General features: G+C 30.2%; 25 protein-coding genes. 8 read left to right on the top strand and 17 right to left on the bottom strand.

The features are described 5' to 3' along the window. The 3 genes from AJ936_RS01315 to AJ936_RS01305 form a co-directional block, all read right to left on the bottom strand. A partial coding sequence (locus AJ936_RS01315) for a Cj0814 family flagellar-dependent secreted protein (protein WP_407918709.1) occupies positions 1–701 on the bottom strand: 701 nt, incomplete at its 3' end. Positions 702–799: 98 nt separating this feature from the next. Next, complete coding sequence (flgS, locus tag AJ936_RS01310; protein WP_070273966.1) at positions 800–1819, bottom strand: fla regulon two-component system sensor histidine kinase FlgS; 1020 nt, start codon at positions 1817–1819, stop codon at positions 800–802. Positions 1820–1822: 3 nt separating this feature from the next. Further along, positions 1823–2701: a DUF234 domain-containing protein gene (locus AJ936_RS01305; RefSeq protein ID WP_079860914.1), complete on the bottom strand. Its 879-nt coding sequence runs from the start codon at positions 2699–2701 to the stop codon at positions 1823–1825. Between the two features lie 35 nt (positions 2702–2736). Between AJ936_RS01305 and AJ936_RS01300 the strand changes: the two genes are divergently transcribed. Next, a complete protein-coding gene (locus AJ936_RS01300; RefSeq protein WP_002860760.1) occupies positions 2737–4011 on the top strand; it encodes an aminotransferase class V-fold PLP-dependent enzyme in 1275 nt (424 codons plus the stop codon). Here the strand turns inward: AJ936_RS01300 and purU are convergent. The 14 genes from purU to AJ936_RS01230 all read right to left on the bottom strand — a co-directional run bounded on the left by purU (position 4008) and on the right by AJ936_RS01230 (position 16660). Then, the gene (gene purU, locus AJ936_RS01295; protein ID WP_002861431.1) at positions 4008–4832 is read right to left on the bottom strand and encodes a formyltetrahydrofolate deformylase; all 825 of its coding nucleotides are present in this window, start codon (positions 4830–4832) and stop codon (positions 4008–4010) included. The two genes, AJ936_RS01300 and purU, sit on opposite strands and share 4 nt — an antisense overlap. Continuing rightward, complete coding sequence (locus tag AJ936_RS01290; protein ID WP_032599965.1) at positions 4829–5947, bottom strand: CCA tRNA nucleotidyltransferase; 1119 nt, start codon at positions 5945–5947, stop codon at positions 4829–4831. Before AJ936_RS01290 ends, purU begins: the two co-directional genes overlap by 4 nt. Then, on the bottom strand, positions 5916–6407 hold the full coding sequence (locus tag AJ936_RS01285; RefSeq protein WP_070209828.1) for a CiaD-like domain-containing protein: 492 nt from the start codon (positions 6405–6407) through the stop codon (positions 5916–5918). Before AJ936_RS01285 ends, AJ936_RS01290 begins: the two co-directional genes overlap by 32 nt. Beyond that, positions 6404–6652 (bottom strand): tetratricopeptide repeat protein, encoded by a 249-nt coding sequence (locus tag AJ936_RS01280; RefSeq protein ID WP_002859818.1) that lies wholly within the window; start codon positions 6650–6652, stop codon positions 6404–6406. Before AJ936_RS01280 ends, AJ936_RS01285 begins: the two co-directional genes overlap by 4 nt. Before the next feature lie 78 nt (positions 6653–6730). Beyond that, on the bottom strand, positions 6731–6904 hold the full coding sequence (gene tatA2 / locus AJ936_RS01275) for a Sec-independent protein translocase subunit TatA2 (RefSeq protein ID WP_002876097.1): 174 nt from the start codon (positions 6902–6904) through the stop codon (positions 6731–6733). Between the two features lie 12 nt (positions 6905–6916). Next, entirely contained in the window at positions 6917–7255 is a 339-nt protein-coding gene (locus AJ936_RS01270; RefSeq protein ID WP_061210770.1) for a chaperone NapD, read from the bottom strand. Then, positions 7248–8162, bottom strand: a complete 915-nt coding sequence (locus tag AJ936_RS01265; protein ID WP_070209829.1) for a WD40 repeat domain-containing protein — start codon at positions 8160–8162, stop codon at positions 7248–7250. The genes AJ936_RS01270 and AJ936_RS01265 overlap by 8 nt, the downstream gene beginning before the upstream one ends. A gap of 4 nt (positions 8163–8166) precedes the next feature. Then, entirely contained in the window at positions 8167–8691 is a 525-nt protein-coding gene (locus tag AJ936_RS01260; RefSeq protein ID WP_079860290.1) for a nitrate reductase cytochrome c-type subunit, read from the bottom strand. Further along, on the bottom strand, positions 8688–9470 hold the full coding sequence (napH, locus tag AJ936_RS01255; protein ID WP_079264427.1) for a quinol dehydrogenase ferredoxin subunit NapH: 783 nt from the start codon (positions 9468–9470) through the stop codon (positions 8688–8690). The genes AJ936_RS01260 and napH overlap by 4 nt, the downstream gene beginning before the upstream one ends. After that, positions 9467–10207: a ferredoxin-type protein NapG gene (gene napG, locus AJ936_RS01250; RefSeq protein ID WP_044780313.1), complete on the bottom strand. Its 741-nt coding sequence runs from the start codon at positions 10205–10207 to the stop codon at positions 9467–9469. The genes napH and napG overlap by 4 nt, the downstream gene beginning before the upstream one ends. Before the next feature lie 17 nt (positions 10208–10224). Continuing rightward, the gene (gene napA, locus AJ936_RS01245; RefSeq protein ID WP_070273965.1) at positions 10225–12999 is read right to left on the bottom strand and encodes a periplasmic nitrate reductase subunit alpha; all 2775 of its coding nucleotides are present in this window, start codon (positions 12997–12999) and stop codon (positions 10225–10227) included. Between the two features lie 223 nt (positions 13000–13222). Next, a complete protein-coding gene (gene tpx, locus AJ936_RS01240; protein WP_070273964.1) occupies positions 13223–13750 on the bottom strand; it encodes a thiol peroxidase in 528 nt (175 codons plus the stop codon). 97 nt (positions 13751–13847) lie between these two features. Beyond that, complete coding sequence (gene peb2 / locus AJ936_RS01235; RefSeq protein WP_070273963.1) at positions 13848–14588, bottom strand: AcfC family adhesin PEB2; 741 nt, start codon at positions 14586–14588, stop codon at positions 13848–13850. A 41-nt stretch (positions 14589–14629) separates the two neighbouring features. Beyond that, on the bottom strand, positions 14630–16660 hold the full coding sequence (locus AJ936_RS01230; protein ID WP_002881715.1) for an ATP-dependent helicase: 2031 nt from the start codon (positions 16658–16660) through the stop codon (positions 14630–14632). Between the two features lie 128 nt (positions 16661–16788). On the opposite strand from AJ936_RS01230, the gene AJ936_RS01225 reads away from it, so the two are divergent. The 7 genes from AJ936_RS01225 to AJ936_RS01195 all read left to right on the top strand — a co-directional run bounded on the left by AJ936_RS01225 (position 16789) and on the right by AJ936_RS01195 (position 24936). Next, on the top strand, positions 16789–17808 hold the full coding sequence (locus tag AJ936_RS01225; RefSeq protein ID WP_002881714.1) for a hypothetical protein: 1020 nt from the start codon (positions 16789–16791) through the stop codon (positions 17806–17808). 22 nt (positions 17809–17830) lie between these two features. Then, positions 17831–20443, top strand: a complete 2613-nt coding sequence (locus AJ936_RS01220) for a valine--tRNA ligase (protein WP_002881713.1) — start codon at positions 17831–17833, stop codon at positions 20441–20443. A gap of 4 nt (positions 20444–20447) precedes the next feature. Then, positions 20448–21458 (top strand): methionine ABC transporter ATP-binding protein, encoded by a 1011-nt coding sequence (locus AJ936_RS01215; RefSeq protein ID WP_002881712.1) that lies wholly within the window; start codon positions 20448–20450, stop codon positions 21456–21458. Continuing rightward, on the top strand, positions 21455–22366 hold the full coding sequence (locus AJ936_RS01210) for a methionine ABC transporter permease (protein WP_070273962.1): 912 nt from the start codon (positions 21455–21457) through the stop codon (positions 22364–22366). Before AJ936_RS01215 ends, AJ936_RS01210 begins: the two co-directional genes overlap by 4 nt. A gap of 191 nt (positions 22367–22557) precedes the next feature. Next, positions 22558–23331: a MetQ/NlpA family ABC transporter substrate-binding protein gene (locus AJ936_RS01205; RefSeq protein ID WP_002861418.1), complete on the top strand. Its 774-nt coding sequence runs from the start codon at positions 22558–22560 to the stop codon at positions 23329–23331. Between the two features lie 47 nt (positions 23332–23378). After that, on the top strand, positions 23379–24149 hold the full coding sequence (locus tag AJ936_RS01200) for a MetQ/NlpA family ABC transporter substrate-binding protein (RefSeq protein ID WP_002861417.1): 771 nt from the start codon (positions 23379–23381) through the stop codon (positions 24147–24149). Positions 24150–24162: 13 nt separating this feature from the next. Beyond that, the gene (locus tag AJ936_RS01195) at positions 24163–24936 is read left to right on the top strand and encodes a MetQ/NlpA family ABC transporter substrate-binding protein (protein WP_032603312.1); all 774 of its coding nucleotides are present in this window, start codon (positions 24163–24165) and stop codon (positions 24934–24936) included. Positions 24937–25013: the final 77 nt, after the last annotated feature.

Here is a 25013-nt window from a genome sequence, read left to right as displayed (position 1 = left end):
GTAATATTCATTCTATTATTTGGATCATTAAAATTCATACATTTATCTCCACCTACAGCATATCCACTAGGCATAGAATTTATATCTGCTTCACTAAAACTTGTTTTATCACTTGGAAAACTTTGACCTAAAGCATTAGAAAAAAGATTATAATATTGTTTTATGGTTTCAGCCATATCTATATTAGAATAATATTTATCTACACCTAGATATTCTCTTATATCAGAAACATTATATTCAGCCACTCTTTCTATCTCATCTAAAGTAGATTTATGTATCTTAAAATCTTCAGGAAGTCCTGCAGCTTTATTAAAATCACTTCCCATATAACCATCTTTATCTACACTATAACCATAAGCTGTATTAGTAGAAGTATTACTTATATCTGCTTGTTTATATTTTAGAGTATAAATAGAGTTTTTAAATTCACTAGATATATCATAATTAGGAGAACTTGTTTTACTACTTATACTAAAATTAGTATTATTGCTAGTATTTGTTGTATTAGTAGAATTTAATACTTCACTTCTTGCTAGAGTTTGTGAATTTGCATTTTGAATTTCATTTAACTTACTAGCATTTTGTTTTAAAAAAGCATTAGCAAAACTTATTTTAGAATTTTCTTTACTTTCTTTATTAGCTTTTGCTTGTGAAAGTATAGAATTATAGTTTGAGTTATCATTGATGCTAAAGATACTCATATTAATTCCTTGATTTAGATTTTTCTGCCTTCAATCTAAATATATTAAAATAATATAAGCAAGATCTGTTCCGTTTTGGGGTGAAAAGAAAATATTTATCACACCAAAGGTAAGGTAAAATAAAAATTCTTAGGATCGCTTTGAAAACTTAACTCTCCCTTATGAGCGTTTATGATTTCTTTAGAAAGAGACAAGCCAAGCCCATTGCCTTTAAGTTTTGTTGTTTTAAAAGCTTCAAAAACCAATTTCTCATCTTTTATTTCACAACCATTATCATACACTCTGATGCATATTTTTTCATTATCACAACTTGCTAAAATTTTAATCATAGGCTTTTCACATTCGCTTTCTTCTATCGCATCAATAGCATTATAAATCAAATTTTGCAAAACCAAACCAAGAAGAGCTTTATCAGCACAAATCTGCTTATTCAAAAAAGATATTTCAAAGTCTATTTGAGAAGTAAAATTATAAGAGTTAATGGCACTTTCACACTCTTCTTTTAACTCTAAAAGATTAAAATTTAAAGCATTGATGTGCACACCCTTAGTAAAAAGTAAAGTTGAATTTACGATACGCTCTACTCTGGCAATAGCCTTTTGGATTTCAAGAACTATATGCTTATTTTTAAGCTCACTACGAGCAAAAAGGGTTGAAGCAAGTAAAGATATAGATCCAATAGGATTTCTTATCTCATGTGCCAAATGAGCCGCTACACTACCCATGCTTGCAAGCCTTTCATTGCGTTTTTCATCGCTAATATCTGTAGCTGAAACTATAGTTTTTTCATTATGTGCTATGATTTTTACCGCATAAAACCTACCTTCAAATTCAAGCTCATCGCGAATTTTTTCAAGACTAATGATACTAAGTAATTTTGGATTTTTCAAGGCTTCTTGATTTTGTAAAATAATATTTTTTTCTTTATCTAAAATCCAAAGCGCACTAGGCAATACCTCTATAATCTCATCAACCATTGCACGTAAGGAATTATAGTTTTCATTTAAAGTTTTGTATTCATTTTCTATTACATAAGTTTGTTCTATAAGACTTTCTAAGCCTTTTTGTAGGGTTTCTTTTTCATTTGAGTCTAAACTTTTTAAAATACTTTCATTCATTTATCATTCCTCTAATAAAATCTTAAAATCATTCAAATCAAATAAAAGCAAATTCTGTTCGCATATTTTATCAAATTCCTTGCTAAAACCATTTTTTGAGATTATAATATAATAATTTGGAGCCAAATTTAAAGACTTTGCTTTTGATTTTAAAAGATTTAAAATATTTTTACAAATTTTTTTATTTTTAAATTTAACTTCTCCGACAAAACACAAATTTTCATCTTGATAATAAAGATCAAGTTCTAAATTCTTATCCCAGTAACTTTGCACTCCATTGATATTGAATTTTTTCTCAAGCAATTCTCTAGAAAGTTGTTCAAAACAAAAACTTTGATAAAGTTCAAATTTTTCTTTAATGCATTCTAAAACTTCTTTATAACGATTTTGCAAAATAAGCTTTTCATTGGGCTTTAAAAAATAAAAAAAGAAACGAGTAAAATGGTTGCTAAATATAATCTTATCTTGGACAACATAAGATCTTAGTTCTTTTTTGATTTTTTGTCTTTTATCTTTTATTTTTTTAGCTTCCTTACTATACTCAAGTTTTATTATACCTGTTTCTAAAAGATATTTAAGTGTAGATAAAGCTTTAAAATGCTGAATTTTTCTATTGATAGAAAAACGCTTGCGATTGTTTTTAGCTAGTAAAGTAAGAGCGTAAGAACTTGTTTCATCCAAGGCGAAATAACTTTTAATTTTTAGATAATCATCAAGCAAAATTCGCTCTATATTTGCAAATACATCATCTTCAAAATTTAAAATGTTTAATTTTTCAAAACCTTCAAACACACTATAAAAATCAAAAAGCTTGCTTAAAGACAAATTCTTATGCAAATCTACAAAGTTCTTAAATTTTATATTTTTCCTTTTATAAAGCATTTTTATAGTATAATTTTAGCAAATTTTTATAAGGATTGTATTTGCAAATTTCAGATTTAAAAAAAGAATTGATTTTAAAAAAAGGTATTTTGCATTTTGACTTCACAGCAAGTGCCTTAGCTCTAAAATGTGTAGAAAAAGAAATTTCAAAAATTCTCCCAACCTATGCAAACACACATTCTGATAGCTCTTTGAATTCTTTTAAAACTCAACAAATTTACGAACAAGCAAGAAAAGATATAAAAAAAAGTTTATCATTAGATGAAAATTTTGCCCTTATAGCCTGCGGAACAGGATCAAGCAGTGCTATTAAAAAATTTCAAGAATTGATCGGCATTTACATTCCTCCTCTTGTAAAAGAAAGATATTTTACGCAAATTGATAAAAATACCTTACCTTTAGTTATCGTAGGGCCTTATGAGCATCATTCTAATGAACTTTCATTTCGAGAAGGCTTGTGTGAATGCATTAGAATTCCCTTAGATAAAAATGGAGAAATTGATTTTGATTTTCTAGAAAAAACTTTACAAAAAAACAAAAAAAGAAAAATAATCGCTAGCTTTTCTTTGGCTTCAAATGTTACTGGGATATTAAGTGATTACAAACGCATTTCTGAAATGGTTCGTAAATTTAAAGGGATAGTTGCTTTTGATGCATCTAGTTTCATTCCCTATAAAAACATATCTTGCCAATACTATGATGCGTTGTTTATAAGTTCTCATAAATTAATCGGTGGTATTGGTGGTTCTGGACTTTTAGCCATCAAAAAAGATCTTTGTGGAAACAAGCCTAGCTTTGCAGCAGGTGGAACTGTGGGCTATGTTTCTCGCACTTCACAATGCTACCTTTGCAATGAAGAAGCTTTAGAAGAAGGAGGAACACCTGGAATTTTACAACTCATTCGCGCTAGCTTAGCTTTTAAAATCAAAGATTCTATAGGGATTAAAAATATAGAAAAAAAAGAAGAAATTCTAAAAGATTATTTTTTTGAAAAACTAAAAACTATACCTAATTTAATTTTATATGCAAAGAATTTAAAAACCCGATTGCCTATTTTTGCTTTCAATATCAAAGGAATTTCTCCTTTTGATATCGCTTACGAACTTAGTAAAAAATACCACATAGAAACACGCGCTGGATGTGCTTGTGCTGGGCCTTATGGTCATGATTTGCTAGGCTTAAAAGATAATCAAAAACTTAAAACAAAACCAGGCTGGTTAAGAATAAGTTTGCATTATACGCATGAAAAAGAGGATATTGATTATTTTTTTAATGCTTTAAATAAAACTATAATAAAATTATCACATTAAAATATTATAGTTTTATTATTATATATAAAAATTCTATCTTCAAAAGCCAAATCAAGTGCTTTTGAAAGAACATCTTTTTCTATATTTCTACCTGTTTGCTGCATATCTTGCCAAGTAAATTCATGGTTTACAGGCGAAACAGCTTGAGTGATAATAGGACCTTCATCAAGATTATTATTTACAAAATGTGCCGTAGCTCCAATTATTTTAACCCCTCTTTCAAAGGCTTGTTTATAAGGATTTGCTCCTATAAATGCAGGCAAGAAAGAATGGTGAATATTTATAATCCTACCTTCAAAATGCTTAACAAAATCAGGAGATAAAATTCGCATATATTTTGCCAAAACCAAATAATCAAATTTATATTGTTCAAGACATTTTAAAATCTGATTTTCTTGCTCTTTACGATCTAAATTTTCAGCGCTGATAAAATGATAAGGAATTTCAAATTTCTCAACTAAATCCTTTAAAGAGTTGTGATTTGAAATCACAGCTTTGATATTTGCTTCAAGTTCGTTACTATAATGCTTTATTAGCAAATCTCCCAAACAATGACTTTCTTTAGTAGCAAAAACAACAATATCTTTTTTTCTCTTCTCGCAAAGCTCTATCAAGGCTTCTTGTCCAAGCATAGCCTCAAGCGTTCCTATAAAAGCTTCTTTATCAAACTCACCTTCTAAAAGAGCACGAAAAAAAAACATTCCTTCGCCTACAAATTCATCGTTTTTTACTATATTGATATGATATTTAAAAATAACATCAGAAATTCTATAGATTAAACCTTTTTGATCTTTGGTGCAAATTTTTAATACAGAAATCATTTAGCTAAACCTTTTATATATTCTTTTAATTCATTCTCTCTTGCTTCTTGAATCTTTAAACCAAGAATTTTACCACAAAATCCAGCATTTATGAAATCTTTTGCTAAAATTTTACTTTCAAACTTATTCTCATAAAGTCTTAATCTTTTAGCTTGCTCAATACGCTTTTTACTCCAAAGTCCAAGCCATTCCTTCAAAGGCATTTCAAAAGCAATTTTTGCTAGTTCAAAATCACTTATATCATCAAGATAAAAAGCTTGATTTGCGTATTTTAGGTATTCTTTTTTAAGTTTGGTTCTTTTAAAAAATATATCTTTTTCTAAATTAAAAAAATTCAAATACAAATACAAGAATAAAGCATCGCTTTTTACAAATTCTCTACTTTGTCTGAGTAAATTTTGAAATTCCAAACTCTTAAAAACACTCTCAAACCCAAAAATCTGTTTTTCTAAGTCAAGTTCTTGCAAATATCTATAGCCAACATCAAGCCTAGGGCTTTTAAAGAATTTATAAAGCTCCGCATTGATCCTATCTTTGCTAAGATCAGTTATATCCATACTTTGCATCAATTTCAAGCTTTCACTAGTTATCTTAAAGTTAAACCTTGAAGCAAATACTACCGCTCTTAACACTCTTAAACTATCCTCTTGAAAGCTTTGTTTGTCAATATGCCTTAAAAAGCCTGTTCCTAGATCTTTTAATCCTCCATAAAAATCTAAAAACTCATCGTTAAAAAGATTAATCATCATAGAATTTATGGTAAAATCGCGTCTTTTGGCGCCAAGTTTTTCATCATTACAAATTTGAACTTCAAAACCTTTATGTCCATAGCTTATTTTATTTTCGGTTCTAGCAAGAGCTAAATCATAATTTTTAAACTTATGCACAAAAAAACTTTTTCCAAGGCCTTGTGCGCCCAATTTTTGCATAATCTTTTCAAAATCTTTAGGTTTTATATCATAAAGCTCTATATCATAGTCACAAATTTTTAAGCCTAAAAACAAATCCCTAACGCTACCTCCAACCAAATACGCTCGTTTAGTATAAGGCTTTAAAAACTCAGCGATAAACTGTAAATCGGGATTATTTTTTAAGCTTATCTTCGATATTTGCAAGCAAAAACTCTAAAAAATTTATGGTCAAGTTTAACCTATTTTCAAGATCATCTTTTTTTATGCTATTTAAACCTTCAAAAAGAACTAAAATTCTCTCTCTAAGATGTTTTAAAAAAATATCCTCATTAAGCGTTTGAACCTCTGTCATAACACTGGGATTTAAAATTTCACTTTGTAAAAAAGGCTCTTCTTTTTTAAACTCTTTATTTTCCTGAGTAGAAATTTCAATATTATTTTGTATTTTTTGCTCTTCTTCAAATTTTGCCATAGAAATTTTATCTTCTAAGTCTTGCGGAGTATCAAGTTCTTCGCATACAAACTCCATAGGTGGTAATTCATCTTTTATTTCAGTTTTTCTGCTTAATTCTTGTTCTTTTAAAATTTCATTTTGTCTTCTTTGCTCTTCTATGATAGAGCTAACTTCACTAATGGTTTTTTTAGCTAAATCTTCCAAATTCATATTTTTATCAACCACCTTTTAAATTCATTAATTTCTTCATCGCTTTTCATATTAATAAAAAAATCCAACATTTGAGTGTTTAAATCTTTATGCTTGGATCTAAAACCACTAAGACGACGAACCGCATCGATAGCGTTTTGGTTATCTGGATCTTCTTTTAAGATATTTTTATAAATTTCTAAAGCTTCGTCTTTTAACCCTTGAGCCTCATAGATAGAAGCTTCAGTGACTGTATTTTTCATCACTGTTTCCTAAAATTTTTCTTTAATTCTAGCAAAAAGCTTTTTAATTTATCTTTAAGAAAATAATATGATTTTTAATGTCTATTTTGTTTTAAACAATTTTTCTATATATTCTTTTTTTTCTTTCTCTAAGCTAGAATTTAATTCTTTTTGTTCTTTTTTAACTTGCACTTTTAAATCTTGATTTTTAAAATACACATAATCAATTCCAAAAATAACACCAATTACAATAAGCAATGGGATTAAAAATACCATATACTTTACACTTTAAGAAAATTGATTAAATACACTACCATAGTAGCGAATATTCTCAGCATTTTCATTTTTTTCTATCGTTTCTATTGCGCCGCTATTGATTGCTTTTTGGATATCATCATTTAAATCTTGATAAGAAAAAACCATATTAATACTGATAATATTTGGCAATTTCTCAAGCATTTTATAAGAGTTTAATTCATCTTCTAAATTTTCACTTTCAATCACAACTATAATCTTTTCATTTTTACAAAGTTCTACAGAACAAAAAGGAATTTCAGATATAGCCTTTTTTAAATCATTTATATATTCTTCTTTTGCTAAAATCAAAACACTAGAAAGATTATTCATCAATACTCCTAAACATTATACTATCACCAAAGCCTGAAACAATAAAATCTTTATTGTTTAAAAAAATAATAAACTCACTCATCAAATTTTCATTATTAAAAGTTTTAACAGGCTTAAAATCACTTGTGCTAAAAACTTCACTAACTCCAGCTTCGTTATCACTATAAACAGCCAATTCTCCATTAGGACTTAAAGCGCAAGTATATATCAAAAAATCTTTTTGTAAAAAATTTTGCTCTTCATTTTTTACAACTCCTATACGCCTATCCGTTCCACAACTTAAAATAACATTATTTTTAAAATCTACTTGATAGATATTATCTTTATGCATTTTATCATAGTTTTTTAACATCTTCCAATTTTTCAAATCAAAAAGCTCCACTTCACCACTCTCAAAACCTGCAACCAGCATACTCTTATCTTCATTTAAAACTGCATCATTAAGACTAGAATGAGAAAAATTAAATTTTTTTATATTTTTTAAACTTTTATCAATCAATTCTATTTCAGAACCAATAGAAATCAAAAGATAAGTGTTTTCATTGATAAAAAATGCTTTTATTATGCTATTTTCTTCGAGCTTTTTGATTTGTAAATTTTCCTTATAAAAACTTAAATTTTTAGCACCAAAATCACCCTCGCTAAGTATTAAAAGTGTATGTTTAAAAATATCAATGTTGTAAATTTTAGCAAAATCATCACCATAATAATTTTTAATCTTTGGCAAAGATAAAAGTTCTTTTAAACTTTTATCTTTAATGTTATATTGTAAAATTTCACCTTTATCAGTGCCTATATATAAGTTTTGCTTATCAAGCTTTAAAGCTGTTATATTAGCATTTAATTTCAGCTCATAAGCATAAGACAAAACACAAAAAAGACTCAAAATAAAAAGAATTTTTTTCATTTATTTACTTTACACCCTCATTAATCACATCAATTAAATTTGAACGACTTTTTAATTGTTCATTTTTAAATTCAGGTTTAAAGCTATTTCCCACCAAAGGTTTTGCATCGCTTTGTGGAACATGACACTGAGTGCAATTAAAACGACTATCGCTAATCATATCTTCTGTGGTTTTATTGTGTCTAAAATCATAATAATGACTAGCAGGAAGTGGAGTTGCACCAGCATCTGCTGCTATAGCCTTATCATGGCAGCTTAAGCACATATTGTTATCTTTAGTTATAGGTAACAAATCTTCAATAGCATGCGGAATTAATGGTGGTGCATTTTCATAAGAACGCTCAAAACGAGTAGATTCCCCAGGTTGTAAAGTTGTGAAATTTGCTTCCACTAAATTTACTTTATTTTCATTTTCTAAACTTGCTTTTCTAAGTCCAATTTGTTCCGAACTTACCCCACTATTCATTGCACAAGCGGCAAAAAATACCACTGCAGCACTTCCTAATAAAACCAATTTCTTCTTCATCATTTATTCCTTAAATCAAAAATATTAAAATTCAAAGCATCATCATTACAAACTTCTATACACCTTGCACACCTTATACACTCTCCTGATTTCACGCTAGTACTTTCTTTTCCAACCATCCACAAAACCTGTTTTTCAGGACAAATACGGATACATTCATAACATTTAGTGCATTTATCACTATCATGCTTTATTTTAAGCAAAGCAAAACGAGAAATAAAAGCATAAAAAGCTCCTAGTGGACAAAAATGTGAACAAATTGCCCTAGGACTTAAAAAAGTATCGATACAAAAAAGTATAAAGGCTACAAAAATCCAAGAACTTGTAGTAAAAATAATCCCTCTATGTATTATTCCTATATAAGAAAAACTTTCAAACACAGGTAATGAAAATACAAAAGAAAGGACTAAAACCAAGACCAACACAAAATAGCGTAAATTTTTAGGCAAAATTAAAAATTTATTATTAAGGGTTAATTTATTTCGCACAAAAGCAGCAAAATCTGTGATTAAATTAACAGGACAAACCCAAGAGCAAAAAACCCTTCCTAAAAGCAAACCATAGATAAAAAATATAATCAAAGCTCCTATTAAAGCCATTAAATCTATACTCCAGCTTGCTAAAATGATTTGCAAAACCGCAAAAGGATCGCTTAAAGGTATGGTATTAAAAAGTCTAGAAGAACTTAAATTTCCCTGCAAGATAAAATCTGTAGCTTTAAAACTAAAAAGCGCTAAAATTCCAAGCTGAACGATGCGTCTAGCAATTAAATACTTCATCACAGTTCTCCATCATTTAAATAATTGGTTGCTTTTTTAGCATTAAAATGTTTTGAAGTATCTGTATTTTTTATACGACCTTCATCTTTTTCATCCCAGCCTTTTACATAATGAGATCCTGCTTTTCCCAATACATACTCCCTTGGTAAAACACGAATGGCCGGTTTTTCAGTAATACAAGCAAGTTCACAAAGCCCACAACCTACACACACTTCATGATCCACACTAGGTAGTAAAAAAGCATGTTTGGCGGTGCGTTCATTGCGTTTAAGCTCAAGTTTTAAAGCCTTATCTATCAAAGGACAAGCTCTATAACAAGCATCACATTGAATTCCCCAGTGTGCCACACAAGAAGCACTATCAACAATAGCAATACCCATTTTCAAGGATTCTATACCCTGCTCTAAATGCTTTTTATCTAAAGCATCAGTTGGACATTCTCTAATGCAAGGAATATCCTTACAAAGATAACAAGGAATTTCTCTTGCTCTAAAAAAAGGCGTGCCATTTTTTGGACTATCTAACAAGCTAGCGAGCTTTAAAGTATTATAAGGACAGGCTTTTACACAAAGCCCACAACGAATACATTTGCTTAAAAATCTAGCTTCATCTTCAGCCCCAGGAGGACGCAAGGCATAATTATCATCGGCTTTTAAAGTCAAATTAACCAAAAATCCACCTCCTGTACATAAACATGCAGCCTTAAAGGCGCTAACGAAAAATTCTCTTCTACCTTTCATTTAATCAAAACCCTAAATTAAGCCTTATAAATTTTTACAGCACATTTTTTAAAGTCAGTTTGTTTTGAAAGCGGACAAGTCGCATCCAAAGTAACTTTATTGATATATACATTCTCATCAAACCACGGCACATACACAAGTCCTACAGGCGGTTTGTTTCTTCCACGCATATCTACTCTTGCTTTTACTTTACCACGACGAGATTCCACCCAAACCAAATCACCTTGATTTAAGCCTAATTTCTCTCCATCTTTCTCACTCATATAGCAAAGCGCTTCAGGGACAGCACGGTAAAGCTCAGGCACACGCATAGTCATAGTTCCACTATGCCAATGCTCTAAAACCCTTCCTGTTGCAAGCCAGAATGGATACTCTTTGCTTGGTCTTTCAGGTGCTTTCATAAATGGCCTAAAGAAAATTTTAGCCTTATTTTTAATACTGTGCTCTTTTTCATCTTTAGGAGCTATTAAATCTCCATTTGTAAGCATTTTGTTAAAATCACCATAAAAAGCAAAATCTGAATTTGGAGCCGCTTTTTTAGCATAATAATCAAATTTAGTATTAAATCTCCACTGTGTTTCCTTGCCATTAACCACAGGCCATCTTAAACCCCTTACTTTATGATAGGTATCAAAATCCGCTAAATCATGGCCGTGTCCTAAGCCAAATTTACGATATTCTTCCCAAAGGTATTTTTGAACGAAAAAGCCATAGCCTGCAAATTCTTTTCCGTCACTGCCTTGAATTTTTCTCTCATCGCCTTTAACATCAGTATTATCAAAGCCTTTTGCGATAGCATCGTTTGGATTAAAGCTTTTTGCTTCTTTATTGGCAAATAGCACATCAAAAAGTGTATCATCTTCGCTATAACCCATAGCTTTTGCCTCTTCTAAAACGCTTGGCAAGGTAAGTTTATCATCTACTTTTTGTTCTTTCCAAACCTCTTTAAGCTTAAAGCGTTTTGCGAATTCTAAAATTTGCCAAGTATCACTCATGGCAGCACCTACAGGTAAAACTTGTTGTTTCCAATGTTGAGTTCTTCTTTCAGCATTACCATAAGCACCCCATTTTTCATAAATCATAGCACTTGGTAAAATAAGATCAGCTACTTTTGCTGAAATTCCAGGATAACAATCACTTACAACAATAAAATTATCCATTTCTCTTGCTGCTGCGATCCAGTGATTTGCATTTGCAGTGTTTTGCCATGGATTATTCACTTGCACCCATGCAAATTTAATTTTTCCATCTTCTAAATCTCTCATGATATTAAGATAAGGAGAACCTGGTTTTGGGTTGATGGTCTTTGCAGGAACTTTCCAAATTTTTTCAGAAATTTCTCTGTGTTTTGGATTTGCCACAACCATATCCGCAGGTAAACGATGCGAGAAAGTCCCTACTTCCCTAGCCGTTCCGCAAGCACTTGGCTGCCCTGTTAAAGAAAAGGCTCCACTACCTGGTTTAGCTTGCTTTCCTAGTAAAAAATGCACCATATAAGCTTGTTCATTTACCCAAGAACCTCTTGTATGTTGATTAAAGCCCATAGTCCAAAAACTTACGACTTTGCGATTTTTCTCTATGTAAAGATTAGCTAATTCTTGAAGTTTTTTCTTAAAATCTTCCAAAGACTCATTATCATCACCTTTGGCTACCTTTGCAGTGTATTCCAAAGTATAAGGGGCTAAACCTTTTTTAAATTCTTCAAAAGAAATTTCCCAGTTTTTATCAGCCACACCTTGATGTTTCATTTCAAATTTATCACCCGCTTTAACGCCAAGATAAGATAAAGAAGTAGCCTCTTCATCGTCTAAAGTGATTACATTTTCTTTTTCAACTGTATCTTTTTCACTTTCTTTAAATTTTGGATGATTTGGATTATTTCTCATACCATAACCAATATCAGCATAACCAGTTGCAAATACACAGTGTTCTTTGATAAATTTCGTATCCATAGCCTCTGGATGATTATAAACAATCTCTCTTGCTATGTAGTTCCAAATAGCCAAATCTGTATTTGGTTTAAAAATAATTTCAATATCAGCAATATTTGAAGTACGGTTAGAAAAAGTGCTTAGATTAACAACTTTGACCTTATCAAGATTACTTAGTTTTCTATCACTTACTCTTGACCAAAGGATTGGGTGCATTTCAGCCATATTAGCTCCCCAAGTGATGATAGTATCTGTAAGTTCTATATCATCATAACAGCCTGATGGCTCATCTACACCAAAAGTTTGCATAAAACCAACCACTGCAGAGGCCATACAATGTCTTGCATTTGGATCGATATTGTTTGTTCTAAAACCCGCTTTTGCAAGTTTTAAAGCAGCATAACCTTCTTGGATAGTGTATTGCCCACTACCAAAAATCCCTATACCTGTAACGCCGAGTTCATTGTAGGCTTTTTTAAATTGTTTTTCCATTTCATCAAAAGCTCTTTGCCAAGAAACCTGTTGAAATTTGCCTTTTTTATCAAATTCGCCTTTTTCATTCATGCGAAGCAAAGGCATAACAAGGCGATCTTCACCATACATGATTTTAGCATTAAAATAACCTTTGATGCAATTAAGTCCGCGATTTACGGGTGCTGCAGGATCGCCTTTTGTTGCTACGATTTTGCCATCTTTTCTGGCTATCATAATTCCACAGCCAGTTCCACAAAATCTACAAACAGCCTTATCCCATTTCCAATCTTCTTCTTGCGCGCCAAGCATAGAGCTTGGAACACTAAGTCCTGCAACACTAGCAGCACTTGCAATAGCGGTATTTTTAATAAAATCCCTTCTATTCATCCTTATTCCTCCAAAATAAAAAAATCATCTTATTATAAAAAATGGAGTATAAAAATCTCTTGAAATTTTAATAAAAATAATAATTTTAAAGCTCTATTTTATAGGAGTTTTATTGTCCTTTTTATATTATTCTTACACAAAATAAATATTAAAAATAATCAACTTAAAATAATAAAAAAATGAAGATGTAAAAATTAAGCCCTAAGAATGGGCTTAATCAAAATTAATGGCAACCACAACCACCGCAGCAGCTAGAACCACCAAAAAATGCATCAAGTTTTGCAATATCTGGCATTTCTGTGATTTCATTTACAAGTTCTTTATATGCCACTTTACCCTCTTTAATCACAAATACGGCACGAGCTAAAAGCCCTTCTAAAGCACCTTCATTTATCAAAACACCATATTTTTCACCAAATTCTTTTGCCACAAAATCACTTGCAACACTTAAATTTTCAATACCTTCTGTACTGCAAAATCTTCCCATAGCAAAAGGTAAGTCCATACTTACTACAATCACTTCAGCACCATTGTAACTGGCTACTTTTTTATTAAATTCTCTAGCTTCTGTAGCACAAACTGGTGTATCTAAGCTTGGAACACTTAAAATGATTTGAGTTTTACCCGCTGCACCGATTTCAATCACGCTTAAATCTTTAGCTTTAAGATTTACCTTAGGAGCATCTGCTCCAACTTCTATTGAATTTCCTTTAAGTTTTACAGGATTTCCTTTAAAATTTACTGTACTCATTTAATTTCCTTTTTTGATATTTTAAACATTATTGCAATTAATGTTTTAGGAGTGATTATATCCTATAAACATTAATTATTTTTAATTTCACTGAAAATTATTTTACTTCTTTCCAAGTATATTTTTTCCACACTTTTTGAGCTTCTTTACTCTTAATAAAATCGACAAATTCTAAAGCTTTTTTATTTTCTAAACCTTTTTTTGTAGGAGCTATTTCAGCTGCACGATAAATCACTGCATTTTTATCTTTGATAAATAAAGCTTTATCATCGCCTAAAGCCTTTGCCCAATGAGACCAAATAATTAAAGCATCGATATTTGGATTGTTATTCCACTCATCTACGGCGGCTTTGGAATTTTTAGCATAAATTTTTATATTTTTACGTAATTTTACCAAATTTTCTCTTTTTGCACTTTTTAAAGCCATATCTTCATAAAGTCCAACTTGTCCTGCACCATCAACCACCATAACATTTACGCCATCTTTTAAAATGTCTTCAAAATTTTTAATATTTTTTGGATTATTTGGACGCACGATAATACCTGATGGACGCATATTTAAAACGCTTAAATTTTCTAAACTTAAACTTGGAATTTTTTTAGCAAAATCATCCATCATTGAAGTATTGCCTGAAAAAATCAAATCTGCATTTTCTTTTGCTTTATCTATCCAAGCTGGAGTTGGACCTGCAGCTACAATCACCTTTTCTTTTGTTTTTTCTTCAAATTTTAAAGCAAGCTCTTTTAGTACAGGAGCAGGACCACCTGGACCATAAACTAAAATTTCAGCATTTAAAAAACTTGCTGCTGCTAAACTTAAAATTAATATTTTTTTCATAAAATAAACCTTTCTTTATAATATAATGAAAGAAAATTCTATCAATCTATAGTTAACTCTCCCTTGCAAAGCCCTGCTTCTATAAGAAAACGAGAAGGAGCGAAAGAAGTTTTTTTGTTTTTATCATATTTAGCATAACTTAAATAAAGTATATTTTTTGCCCTAGTTACCGCAACATAAAAAAGTCTTCTTTCTTCTTCTAAGCTTCCACCCATTCCCATAAGCTTTTGATTAGGAAAGCGACCTTGCGCAAGATCAATCACAAAAACAAGATCAAATTCCAAGCCCTTACTTGCATGCACGCTAAGCAAATTAACTCCTTTGCCACTACTCATTTCGCTTGCACCTAAAGTTAGAAAATTATAATACTTGTAAATATCGCTATAATTTTTTGTAAGCTCTTTTAAAACATTGAATTTTGTTTCTATTTTTTCTAAATTTTCACTCTTTCTTAATAAATCCACCTGCCCTGCTTTATTTGTCGCTCTTTTGGTTGCAAGTTCTTCGCAAATTTCTCTATAAAAAGAATTTTCACAAATTAAATTGACTAAAGTCAAAGAATGTTTTATTTCCATAGCTTTTTTTAAAAAAAGATAGATTTTTTCCAAATTTCTAGCGCACAAATCATTGATTTTTGAAAGTCTTAAAATAGGATGTGCATCAAATTCGCTCTCAAATTTAAAACGAGTTTCGCTGGCTAATTCTTCTAAATCCGCAAAAAGTCCAAGTTGATAATTTCTTTTTTGATGATTTTGCAAATTTACATTTTTATCAGGATCTAAAAAACCTTTTATTAAATTTCCATGCCCTAATTTTAAAAGTGCGTCAAAAATTTCTTTTGCTAAAACTCCACCCACACCTTTGGTATATTGAACCAAATGAATAAAAGCCATGATATCTTTAGGATTTACCACAAGAGCAAGCATGGAGCTAAAAGCTTTAACTTCTAAACTTTCAAAAAAACTTCCACTTCCCTTTCTCATACTTGCAATGCCCTGCTCCCTTAAAGCTACTTCAACCCCATCAGCACTTGAGTTGTTGCGAAAAATCACGGCAATTTCTTCCAAACTTACTCCACTTGTAAGTATCATTTTGGCTATATTTTGATACTGATCAAATAATTCTTCAAAAGTAAGCAAAGATGGGGCTTTAAACTCATCATTTCTTGTAACAATAAGTTCTTTTGGATATAATCTTTCATTATTTAAAATCACTTTATTAGCCAAAGCTAAAATACTTCTTGATGAACGGTAGTTTTTATTTAAAGAAAAAATTTTTGCATCTTTAAAACGATCTTTAAACCCACCTATGATATTAATATCCGCTCCATTAAAAGCATAAATACTTTGATCATAATCCCCTACGCAAAACAAACTTTTACTATGAAAAGCCTCTATTAAGGAACTTTGCAAAGTATTTGTGTCTTGATATTCATCTACTAAAATTTCATCAAATTCATATTTTTCTTCTTTTAAAAGATCTTTTAGATTGATAAGCAAGTCATTAAAATCTACATAATTAAAACGCTTTTTTTCATTATCATATTCTTTTAAAATATCTTCATAAATTTCAGCATAAATACTTTGATCTTCGTAGTTTTGGCAAAACCAAGTATAAAAATCTTGATTGTGCGCTTTGTTTTGAAACAAAGAATAAAGATCATATAAATAACTTGATTGATAAGGTTTTATATCACTTAAATGCCTAAAAGTTCTTTTTTCATAGACACTTTTAAGTAGAGTTTTTAACTCGCTTGCTTGCTTTAAGGCTATATTTTTATCCGCATTTCTAAGTAAGGTATAAGCCGTACTATGAAAAGTTCCTGCAAGTATTTTACTGGTAATATTTTTATCAAAAAATTTCCCTAAACGCCCTATCATTTCTTTACTGGCTTTATTTGTGAAAGTCAAAAGCATAATTTTTTGAGGTGCCACTCCCTTGCTTAAAAGATAAGAAATTCTTGCAACAATAGTAGAAGTTTTTCCCGTCCCTGCACTTGCAATAACAAGATTGTGTCCAAAATCAGCAGTAGCGGCAAGATATTGTTCATTATTTAATTTTGAAAGTGGCATTATTTTCCTTATAAAAGTTAAAATTATAAAAAAAAATTACTTAAAAATATAAAAATTTAAAATTACTTTATATTAGATTATAGTACAATGCTAAAATTATTTAACTTTCTGTTTTTAAGGGATAGCAAATGAATTTGAAAATTTTTTCTATTATTGTTAGCATATTAATTGCTGTTATTGTGATATTAGGTGGAACATATTATTATCTTTTTGAATATTCAAAACCAAAGAATTACACCTTAAATACCAACACTTACACCGAACAAAAATCGTATACCAATAACTACGATAATTCCTATTCACCTTCGATCCAAACCAACAATAGTTCATCAGATATAAATATTAATAACAATACCATCCAAAAGCAAGAAACAAACCTATTAGATGAAAATCAAAGCTTAAATAACGATACATTTAATACATCAATAAGCGAAAACAATCAAAGCTTAAATAATGACACCAATACAAGTAATAATATTAATACAAATGAAAATAAGCAAATTTTAGATACGGATAAAGAAAAATTAAAACAAGAAAATAAACAAGCCAAAATAGAAGCTCTTAAAAAAGAAATCAGCAAACAACAAAAGATCTTAGAAAGAGAAAGAGCTGTAAAAAAAGAACTTCAATCAAACAAATCAAACAAAAATAAATATCTAAATACCGCTAGAGAATATCTAAACATAGGAAAAAACAGTCGTTTAGAACCTGAGCTTAGCACAGAAAATATGAAAGTTTACATTTTAGATGGAAAATTTTTAAGCCAATACAGAATCAATCTGTTAAAAGATATGCTAAGCGTTATACAAGATAATGCAAAAGATTATTATCTAAGTATTTTTGTTAAAATGCTACCAAAAGGGGAAATGAAATTAACTATCTATAACAAAGAAATTATCTTTTCAGATATGAAAAAAGCTTATAAATATATTAGTTTAGATAGATTAAGCCCATATTTAAACAATCCAAAAGAATTAAATGAACATGTAGCACGTGAAGAAATTTTAGAAAGACTTAAACTTCAAATTAAAAAAGACGGCAAAGGAAGTGATTTTTCTAAACATATCAAAAGTTTGAAAACTGGACTTAATACAGCACAATATTTCTTCCCGTTTTGTGAAATTATAGAAATTAGCTCTATTAAATAAGCTAAAACAATAAAGGCAAATAATGTATGATAAAAATTTAGAAAAAGAGTATTATCAAATTTGCGAAGAACGCGGATATTTTGAAATCGATGGCAATAAAACCATACAAGAAAAAGATAAAAATTTCTGCATTATGATGCCTCCTCCTAATGTCACTGGAGTTTTACACATAGGACATGCTTTAACCTTCACTCTACAAGACATTATGACGCGTTATAAAAGAATGGACGGTTATAAGGTTCTTTATCAACCAGGACTTGATCACGCAGGTATTGCCACTCAAAATGTTGTAGAAAAACAACTCCTTGCTCAAGGCATTAAAAAAGAAGAACTAGGTAGAGAAAAATTTATAGAAAAAGTATGGGAGTGGAAAGAGCAAAGCGGTGGAAAAATTTTAGACCAAATGAGAACACTAGGCATCACTCCTGCATGGAGTCGCTTGCGTTTTACTATGGATGAAGGTTTGGTTAATGCCGTAAAAAAAGCCTTTGTAGAACTTTATGATAAAAGACTTATTGTACGCGGAAACTATATGATCAATTGGTGTACTCACGATGGCGCTTTAAGTGATATAGAAGTTGAATACAAAGAAAACAAAGGAAAACTTTATCATATTAAATACTTTTTAAAAGATAGCGATGAATTTTTAGTAGTAGCCACAACGCGTCCTGAAACTTTTTTTGGCGATACTGCAGTTATGGTACATCCTGATGATGAACGCTATACTAAATTTGTGGGTAAAGAAGTGATTTTGCCTATAAGCAAAAAAGCCATTAAAATCATAGCCGATGAACATGTAGAAAAAGAATTTGGAACAGGAGTTGTAAAAGTTACTCCCGCTCATGACATGAATGATTATGAAGTGGGACTTAGACATAATTTAGATTTTATAAGTGTTTTTGATGAAAAAGGAATTTTAAACGAGCATTGTTTAGAGTTTCAAGGTTTAGAACGCTTAGAAGCAAGAGAAAAAATCGTAGCCAAACTTGAAAGTCTTGGTTTTATAGAAAAAATAGAAGAGCATAACAATCAAATAGGATATTGCTATCGTTGCAACAATATAGTTGAACCTTATATCTCCAAACAATGGTTTGTAAAAAAAGAAATCGCCCAAGAAAGTATAGAAAAAGTTGCGCTTGGAGAAAGTAAATTTTACCCAAATCACTGGATAAATAGCTTTAATGCCTGGATGAAAGATTTAAGAGATTGGTGTATTTCAAGACAACTTTGGTGGGGGCATCAAATTCCTGTGTATTATTGCGAATGCTCTCATGAATGGGCAAGCCAACATACGCCTAAAACTTGTCCAAAATGTCAAAGTCAAAATTTCAAACAAGATGAAGATGTGCTTGATACTTGGTTTTCTTCAGGACTTTGGGCTATGAGCACTTTAGGCTGGGGGAATGAAAATTGGGGTAAAGATAAAATTTGGTCTGAAAAGGATTTAAAAGATTTTTATCCTAATTCTTTACTCATTACAGGTTTTGATATTTTATTTTTCTGGGTGGCTAGAATGATGTTTCAAAGCACTAATGCTTTACATCAACTTCCTTTTAAAGATATTTATTTACACGCTCTTGTAAAGGATGAGCAAGGTAGAAAGATGAGTAAAAGTCTTGGAAATGTCATCGATCCAAATGAAAGCATTAAAGAATATAGTGCTGATATTTTACGCTTTACTTTAGCACTTCTTGCTATACAAGGACGCGATATTAAACTTAGCAATGATAAACTTTTACAAGTTAGAAATTTTACAAATAAAATTTATAATGCTACAAATTATCTGCTTTTAAATGAAAGTAAATTTGAAGATTTGGAAAATATCACACTTCATTCAGAATTAGCAAAATATATTTATGCCAAATTTCAAACTTGTGTTAAGGATGTAAGAGAAAATTTAGACAATTATCGCTTTAATGATGCAGCTAATACTCTATATAAATTCTTTTGGGATGATTTTTGCGATTGGGGTATAGAGCTTAGCAAAGCCGAAAAATCAAGCGTTAAAGAACTTGGTAGTATTTTCAAAGAAGCTTTAAAACTTTTAAATCCTTTCATGCCTTTTATCAGCGAGTATTTATACCACAAACTAAGCGATACAGAACTTAAAACAAGCCCTTCTATTATGATAAGCAAATATCCAAAATTTAAAGAACAAGATAAAAATATAGAAAAAATCTTTTCTTTGCTCATAGAAAGCATAGTTGGTATCCGCCGTGCTAAAAGTTTAATCGATCTTGGAAATTCTAAAATAGAAAAAGCTTATATCAAATTTAACGATAAAAAAATCAAAGATGAAATCAAAGCTTATATGAATTTTATCATGATGCTCGCAAAGTGCGAGCAAATAGAATTTAGTGAAGAAAAATTACCAAAGGCAATATGTGATGTTAGCGAGAATTTAGAAATTTTTATTACGCTTGAAAATGTTGATTTAAGTGGTATTTTAACAAGACTTGAAAATCAAAAAAATAAGCTTGAAAAAGAAAGTTTCAAGCTTAACTCCATGCTTTCAAATGAAAAATTCATCGCTAACGCACCTAAAGAGGTGGTTGAGCAAAATAAAGAAGCTCTAGAAAATTTAAAAATTCAACTTGAAAAAATATCAGTTGAACTTCAAAATCTAAGAGGTTAAAAATTTGATAAAAATAAAAAATTTAAAAAAATATTATGGCAAGGAACTCGTGATAAACGATGTTTCTTTGGAGATTAAAAAGGGTGAAATTTACGCCATAGTAGGTCATAGTGGAGCTGGAAAATCCACTCTTTTAAGATGTATTAATGGACTTGAGAATTATCAAGAAGGAAGTTTAAAAGTCTTTGATCAAGAAATTAAAGATTTAAGTCAAAAAAAATTAAAAGAGTTAAGAATGCTTAGAAAAGATATAGGGATGATTTTTCAAAATTTTGCCCTAATGGAGCGCAAAAATGTATTTGAAAATGTTGCTATGCCTTTAAGAACACACTATACTCAGTGTAAATTTCATGCCAAGCTTTTTAATAAAGAATACATGAGCGAAAAAGAAATTGCCCAAAAAGTCAATTCCCTACTTGAAATCGTAGGGCTTGATCATAAAAATAAATCCTATCCAAGAGAACTGAGTGGAGGGCAAAAACAACGCGTTGCTATTGCTAGAGCCTTAGCTTTAAACCCAAAAATTTTACTTAGTGACGAAGCTACTTCGGCTCTTGATCCAAACACTACAAAAAATATTTTAGAGCTTATATCTAAAATCAATGCTGAATTTGGGATTACTGTTGTTTTAGTAACTCACGAAATGGATGTAGTAAAAGACATAGCTCAAAAAGCTTTATTACTTGAACATGGACAAATCATAGGAAGTGGAGCAATTGATGAGCTTTTTTTAAGGCCTAATGCTAAAATGAAAGAATTTTTAGGAGAAAGCGACTTCTTGCCTGAGCACGGACTTAATATCAAACTTTACTTTCCAAAAGAAGTTGCCCAAAATAGCGTCATCACTCATATGGCAAGAACTCTAAATATAGACTTTAACATAGTTTGGGGTAAAATAGAAAAACTTAATGGAAAAGCCTTGGGAAATTTAGTTATAAATATAAATGAAAACGATAAAGACAAGGTTCTTGACTACATAGAAAAAAGTGGAGTATTATGGGAGGTGGCATCATGAATGAAGAAAACATCTCTATCTTCAGTGCTTTTTTTAGTAGAATTTCTCAATTTTTTAATGAATTTTCTTGGCAGGATATTAAAGAAGTGAGTTTAAGTTCTATTACAAGTTTCAGTGAAAATTATGAAAACATTTTAAAACCTGCGCTTAATGAAACAATTTATATGAGTTTAATAGCTGTACTATTTGGATTTTTATTGGCTATTATTCCTGGAATTTTACTTGCTATTTGGGATAAAAATGGAATTAAAGAAAATAAAATCGCTTATAGTATTTTAGATTTTATTACAAATATACTGCGTGCCTTTCCATTTTTAATTCTTATAGTTGTTCTTTTACCGCTTTCTAAAATCATAGTAGGCACAAGCATAGGCACAAATGCTGCCATAGTTCCTTTAGCTATCGGAATAGCTCCTTATTTGGCAAAGATGCTTGAAAGCGCTTTTAAAGAAATAGACAAAGGAATCATAGAAGCAGCAAAAAGTTATGGTGCTAGCAATATTCAAATTATATTCAAGGTTATCTTTAGTGAAGCTCTTCCTGCTATAATTAGTGGAATTACCCTAACTTTGATCTTTACCATTGGTTTTTCTGCTCTTGCTGGAACTGTCGGTGGTGGAGGTTTGGGAGATGTCGCTATTCGCTATGGTTATGAAAGATTTAACAAAGAAGTTATGATTCAAACTGTAGTTATTTTACTTATATTAGTTCAGTTAGTTCAAATTCTAGGTAATTTATTTTATACTTGGGCTAAAAATAGTAAAACTACATATATCATTGCCACTCTATTGATTTTACTTGGAGTTAGCATAGTTATCAATATAAACAATGATGAAAATTTCTTTTGGCAAGTAATTGTTTTTATCTTATTTTTAGGAAGTTTGCTTTATAAAGGTTTCAAAAAATAAGGAGATCATATCTCCTTTTAAGATAAATATAAGTTTTTTTAAGTAAAATTTAAACAAAAAATTAAAGGAATTAAAATGATGTATCAGATGCGTTAATCTGACTATCAACAAGTTTTTATATGCTTCTTCCTGATAGTCAGAGTGAATTTATTAAGATTAAAGCAAGCACAAAATGACTAAAAAGGAAAAAAATGAAAATCAAATCTTTATTTATAGCAAGTATTTTAACATTAAGTCTTAATGCAAATGCATTAGAAACCATCACAGTTGCAGCAACCCCTGTCCCTCATGCTGAAATCCTAGAACAAACAAAACCTGATCTAGAAAAACAAGGCTATAAACTTGAAATCAAAGAATTTACAGATTATGTTTTACCTAATCTAGCTGTTGATAATGGAGAAGCCGATGCAAATTTTTTCCAACATACTCCTTATTTGGAAGAATTTAATAAAAACAAAGGCACCAAACTTATCAAAGTAGCTGCCATACACATAGAACCTATGGCTGTTTACTCCAAGAAATATAAAAGTCTAGATGATATTAAAGAAGGGGTTAAAATCGCCATTCCAAATGATCCAACCAATGAAAGTAGAGCTTTAGATATTATTGCAAAAAAAGGTTTGGTAAAATTTAAAGATAAGGCTTTAAAAACACCTCTTGATATTATAGACAATCCTAAAAAAATTAAATTTGTAGAATTAAAGCCCGCACAACTTCCAAGAGCTTTGGATGATGTTGATTTTGCTGTAATTAATTCCAACTACGCTCTCTCTGCAAATCTAAATCCTGCAAAAGATAGCGTATTTATCGAAGATAAAGAAAGCCCGTATGCAAACATTCTTGTTGTAAGAGTGGGACATGAAAACGATCCAAAAATCAAAGCCTTAATCCAAGCTCTACAAAGTGATAAAATCAAACAATTTATCATAGAAAAATACAACGGATCTGTTTTACCTGCTTTTTAATTTTGTCCCTTACCTAGGGACTTTTTTTTAAATACAAAGGAGTTTTTATGAATTTATTTAAAATTATTATACTCGCTTGCATTCTAAATTTATCTAGCCTATTTGCACAAAACATTACTATAGGAGCCACTCCAAATCCTTTTGGTAGCTTACTAGAACTAATGAAAGATGATTTTAAAAACAAAGGGTATGAGCTTAAAATAGTAGAATTTTCAGACTATATTTTGCCCAATCGTGCATTAGAGGAAAAAGAACTTGATGCAAATTTATATCAACACAAACCTTTTTTAGAAGAATACAACCTAAAAAAAGGTTCAAATTTAATTGCAACAACGCCTGTACTTATAGCTCCAGTAGGAGTTTATAGTAAAAAAATCAAAAATTTAGAAAATCTTAAAGAAGGTGCTAGAGTTGCTATACCTAATGATGCGACCAATGAAAGCAGAGCTTTAGAGCTTTTAGAGAAAGCAAAATTAATAGAGCTTAACAAAAATACTCTAAAAACCCCATTGGACATAAACAAAAATCCAAAAAAACTTAAATTTATAGAACTTAAAGCCGCACAACTTCCAAGAGCTTTAGATGATGTTGATATTGCTATAATTAATTCTAATTTCGCACTTGGAGCCGACCTGAATCCAAGTAAAGATACTATTTTTAGGGAAGATAAAAATAGCCCTTATGTAAATTATGTTGTGGTACGCTCAGAAGATAAAAATAGCGAAAAAACCAAAGTAATTGATGAAATTTTAAGAAGCGATAAATTTAAAGCCATCATTAATGAACATTATAAAGATATATTAATCCCAGCTTTTTAGGAGTATAGCATGAATATTAAAAAAAATATTTTTAAGTGTTTTATTTACAATTAGCCTTAGTTTTGGGGCAGATAAAACCATAATCATAGGTGCAACACCAACGCCTTATGCTGAAATTTTAAATTTCTCTAAACCCTTATTTCAAGAAAAAGGTTGGAAGTTAATAGTTAAGGAATTTAATGACTATAATATACCTAATATCGCTTTAAATGAGAAAGATTTAGATGCAAATTTATATCAGCATAAACCTTTTTTAGATGATTTTAATACCCACAAAGGAACAAATTTAAGTTCTTTAGGTGCTATTGTTTTAGTTCCTATGGCTATATATTCTAACTCCATAAAAGATATAAAAGACATTCCTAATGGTGCTAAAATCGCTATACCTAATGATGCTACCAATGAAAGCAGAGCTCTTGATTTACTAGCTAAAGCAAATTTAATAGAATTTAAAAGTCAAAATACCCTTAAAACCCCTATTGACATAAGTAAAAATCCAAAAAATCTTAAATTTATAGAGCTTAAAGCCGCGCAACTTCCAAGAGCCCTAAATGATACTGATTTGGCTGTTATTACCACAAACTATGCTCTTGGAGCAGGTTTAAACCCTTTAAAAGATGGTATTTTTATAGAAGATAAAGATAGTTTATATGCTATTGTTTTAGCTACAAGAAAAGGTGAAGAAACAAGTCAAAAAAGTCTTGTTATTAAAGAAATTTTAACAAGCAATAAAATTAAAAATTTTATCATAGAAAAATACAAAGGCTCTGTTATCCCTACTTTTTAACTCTATACAAAGCCTTCTAAAGGCTTTGTTAAACTTATAAAAGCTAAAATACTATTTATTGCATTATAATTCTTAGG

It is taken from the genome of Campylobacter sp. BCW_6877 (genome assembly GCF_001762445.1).
GTDB classification, from domain to species: Bacteria; Campylobacterota; Campylobacteria; order Campylobacterales; family Campylobacteraceae; genus Campylobacter_D; species Campylobacter_D jejuni.
The sequence above is the reverse complement of the archived record's forward strand: the minus strand, read 5'-3'. Positions and strand labels throughout refer to the sequence as shown.